At 67.0% G+C, this 4,052-nt stretch carries 4 protein-coding genes; all 4 read left to right on the top strand.

From position 1 onward, the window contains the following. On the top strand, positions 1 to 1,656 hold a 1,656-nt coding region (locus RHBS_RS29300; RefSeq protein ID WP_187298631.1), incomplete at its 5' end, for an alpha/beta fold hydrolase. After that, positions 1,653 to 2,027, top strand: coding sequence for a hypothetical protein (locus tag RHBS_RS29295; RefSeq protein WP_187298630.1), 375 nt, complete (start codon positions 1,653 to 1,655; stop codon positions 2,025 to 2,027). The genes RHBS_RS29300 and RHBS_RS29295, both read left to right, overlap by 4 nt. Continuing rightward, entirely contained in the window at positions 1,982 to 3,349 is a 1,368-nt protein-coding gene (locus tag RHBS_RS25255) for a lipopolysaccharide biosynthesis protein (RefSeq protein ID WP_187298629.1), read from the top strand. Before RHBS_RS29295 ends, RHBS_RS25255 begins: the two co-directional genes overlap by 46 nt. Next, on the top strand, positions 3,346 to 4,052 hold a 707-nt coding region (locus RHBS_RS25250; protein WP_145977606.1), incomplete at its 3' end, for a hypothetical protein. The genes RHBS_RS25255 and RHBS_RS25250, both read left to right, overlap by 4 nt.

Below are 4,052 nucleotides of genomic sequence, written 5' to 3'. Positions count from 1 at the left end.
GGCACCGTCCATGTGCCGTCCGGCGGTCGGGCGCGCGGCGGTGTCGTCCTGTGCCCGCCGCTCGGCAAGGAGCAGGTCGATTCGTATCGCGGCATGACCCTGCTCGCGCAGAAGCTCAGTGCGCAGGGACTTCTGGTGCTGCGGTTCGACTACCGCGGCACCGGCGATTCGTGGGGTGATCAGGATCGGCCCGGCGCGGTCGAACACTGGCGACGGAGCATCGTCGAGGCCGTCGACTACGTTCGCGGTTGCGGGGCGAGCGAGGTCGGCCTCGTCGGTCTGCGCGTCGGTGCCTTGCTGGCGTGTTCGGTCGCCGCCGAGTGCGGGCCGCTCACCGCGATGACCCTGTGGGATCCGGTCGTCAAAGGACGGTCGTATCTGCACGAGCAGCGCGCGCTGTATTCGGTGAGCGTCACCACCGACTCCGACACCGATCCCCGGGTGTCGATCATCGGCGCTGTGCTGCATCCCGATTCGGCCGCGGACTTCTCCGCGCTCGACGCCGCGAAGACGAAGACCGACGCGCCGGTGCTGGTCGCCACGCGCGCCGAGCGAGGCGATACGAAGCCGGTACGCAAGCTCGTCGAGACACTCTCGGCTCAGGAGCACACGTTGACCGCTCACGACGACTTTCTCGAACCGAGCGATTTCGAGGTCATCATCCCGACGGCCGACATCGCGTACCTCGCGACGTGGACGGCGTCGAAGTTCCCCGTCGAGCCCTCGAGCGAAATCGAGCTGCAGCGTCGCTCGGCGTTCGTGGTCGACGGAATCCACGAGAACATCGAATACCTCGGCGCGCAGCAGCTTTTCGCGATTCGCTCATCCTCGGATCGATGCCGGGCAGGCGGTCCGACCGTGGTGCTGTACCCCACCGCCAACGAGCATCGCGTCGGCCCGGTGCGCATGTGGGTGGAACTGGCCCGGCTCCTGCCCCGGTTCGGGGTCTCCACGGTGCGCTTCGATCGGCGCGGCACCGGCGAGAGCGGCAGCGTCGGCGATGGGGAGTTGACCCGGCTCTACAGCGACGAGGGCAACGAGGACGCACTCACCGCCGTCCGGCAGTCGGGGACCACCCCGGACAACGTCCTGGTGGCCGGAATGTGCTCCGGCTCGTGGTATTCCAGCTTCGCCGCCCGGGAACTGGGGGTTCGCGCTGCAGTACTGCTCAACACCCTGGACTGGACCACTCGTCGTCTCGAATTCGTCAAGCGTTCCTCGATGCACATCGAGGAAACCGGGCTGAAGGCTCGCGCACTCGACCGTCTGCACCACTGGGGTGTGCGGATCAAGAACGCACTGCAGCCACGGATTCCGTACGCGCTGTGGATCTGGCTCGGGCGACGCGGCTTGATCCAGGTTCCCGAGATCTCGCTGCGCATTCTCAGCGACCGTCGGGTGCAGACGCGAGTTCTGCTCTCCCCCAGCGATACCGCCTGGTTCGAGACCAATCGGGGCCCGGAGGGAATGCGCCGGCTCCAGCGCCGGTCGTCCGTACCGACCGTCACCTCCTTCGCGTCCGGTGATCACTCGCTCTACGGTCGCGATCTCCGAGAGAACGTGCGAGCAGAACTGGTGACGGCCGCCTCCGCTGCCTTCGATATCGAGATCGCCGCACCGTCGCCTCCCGTGCCGGTGGGGAAGGTTCGATTGTGAAGCACCGCGCTCCCCGGATCCTGCCGCCCAAGCACGAACAGCTCGAACAGCTTCGGTGGTATCCGGTCGAACCGGCTCGGTTCGACCTGGGTCTGATGAACAGCCCGACGATGCCGGTGCCGACCGTGCCGCGGCACGATCCCGTGCACTCGGTGGACGTTTCTCCGGTCGCCGACGTCGTCGAACGACCGGCACCCGAGACCGGACCGGGTTCGAAGGCCTCCGATCGCAACCTCGCGCTCAACTCGATGGCCCTGATGCTCTCGACGGCCATCACCGGCGCACTCGGCCTGCTGTTCTGGCTGCGGCCGGTCGGCTCTATCCCGTGGCCGAGGTGGGCAGCGCGTCGGCGGTCATCACCTCCGCGGTGATGCTCTCGACGCTGTCCAATCTGAGCCTCGGTTCGATGTACGAGCGATTCCTCCCGATCTCGGGCCGGTTGGCCAAGTCGTTCATCGTGCGCGGCTACCTCACCGTCACTGCATTCGCGTTCGTGCTCGGCGGCGGCTTCCTGCTTGTTGCGCCGGTGGACGAGATGTTCACCAACACCGCTGAAATCGTGTCGTTCCCGTTCTTCGTCGCGGTGCTCGCGGTGTTCGCGCTGCAGGATCAGACCTCGTCCGGCCTGGGCGTCGCACGCTGGGCGGCCGCCAAGAACGTCTTCCACGCCGTCCTCAAGTTCGTGTTGCTATTGGCGCTGTTCTCGACCGAGCGCAGTACCTCGATCATCTCGGCCTGGGCAGTCCCCGCAATCGTGGCGTCGATCTTCGTCCTGCGCGCGATCATGAAGAACGTCCGCACCGAACAGCGGTACGCCGGCAAGCCGGACCTGCCGCCCAGGCGCGAGATGTGGGCCTACTTCGGCTCGGCATACGGCATCACCGCGCTGGGATCCCTCGCTCCGCTGCTCGTGCCGATGATCGTCGTCGCCACCCTCGGTGCCGAGCAGAACGCCTACTTCTCCCTCACCTGGTCGATCGTCAGCGCGCTCTACATCCTGATCAGTGTGTTGATCGGACCGTACGTGGCCGAGGTCGCTGCCCACCCCGAACAGTTCCACCGCCTGACGAAGCGGTTCATGAGCCTGGTGTGCATCGTCGCGGTGGGTGGGTCGATCTTCCTGGCGTTCGTTGCGCCGTTCGGTCTCGGATTGATCGGCCAGGGCTACCGCGATCAGGGCACCATCATCGTGCAGTTGGCCGCGCTGACCATCCCGCTGTCCGTCGTCGGTTCCCTGTACGACGGTTTGGCTCGGGTCCGTCGACGCATGCGACTCGCCGTGATCGTGCAGGTGGTGGCCACCTCGATCATCATCGGCGGCTCGGTGGCGCTGTCGTCGTCGATGGGCATCGCGGCCGTCGGCTGGGCGTACCTCGCGGCCGAGGCGTTCGGTGCCGTCGTCCTGATCGTGCCGCTCGTGCGGTGGATTCGTGAGCTGTCCGCAGGCAGCAACGGTGAGTCCGGTGACGACCAGGGCCCGTCGGGCTCCCCGGGCCCCCGCGGGCCGATCGACGACAGCGACGCCCGTCCACCGCGATCGCGTCATCGAGAGCCTCGCCGCGGCGAACCCCGACACGCCGAACCCCGACACCGTGAAGAGCCTCGCCGCGACCCACAGGACGGTCCACCGCAGCTCGACGAACCGTCACCGCGTCGTATTCCGGTCCACGCCCAACACAGGACGGCACCATGACTCAGACCTATCGCGCCAGTTCGTTGGACATGCTTCGGTCCGATTCGCGCATCGTGACCGTGCTGGGACCCGCGGACTTCGGCGATCTCGCACGGGTGCAGAGCCGGGTGCTCGCACTGGCCTCGATCGGTCCTGCCACGCGGCTGGGCCTGCGCGCCGACCAGTCTTCGGTGGGCTGGGTCTACGAGCCGGAGCGGGTAGTCGAGCACATCGCCGAGGGAACCGCCGTCGGCCACGAGCAGTTGACCAAGGAGCTCACCGAGTTCTCGCACGCGTCCGTGCCTGGAATTCCTCTTCGTATTCGTCTGGCCGGTCGCTACCTGTTCCTCGATCTCAATCACGGTCTCGGCGACGCGCTGTTGCCGGTCGACCTGTTCGCGTATTTGGCCGACGCACGTCCCGACGCACCGCTTCCGGCGTGGGCAGACAGTCCCGTCGACGGTCATCCTCTTCGAAAAGCACTGCTGCGCTGGGTCGTTCGCAATCCCAGAAAAGTCGTCGACACGATCTACGACCGCGTCCGTCCCGGCACGAACCCCGAATCCACAACCATGGCCACCGCACCCGACACCGCGTCGACGACGGCATTTCGGCCGTGGGCTCCGTCCGCTGCGGTGGCCACCGCGGTGACGCAGTCGGGTACCACCGATGCGATCCGGCGGTGGCGGGAAACCCACCTGCCGGGCGCGAGCGTCAGCGCGGA

The organism is Rhodococcus sp. BS-15 (genome assembly GCF_000813105.1).
In the GTDB taxonomy this organism is placed as follows: domain Bacteria; phylum Actinomycetota; class Actinomycetes; order Mycobacteriales; family Mycobacteriaceae; genus Rhodococcoides.
The sequence above is the reverse complement of the archived record's forward strand: the minus strand, read 5'-3'. Positions and strand labels throughout refer to the sequence as shown.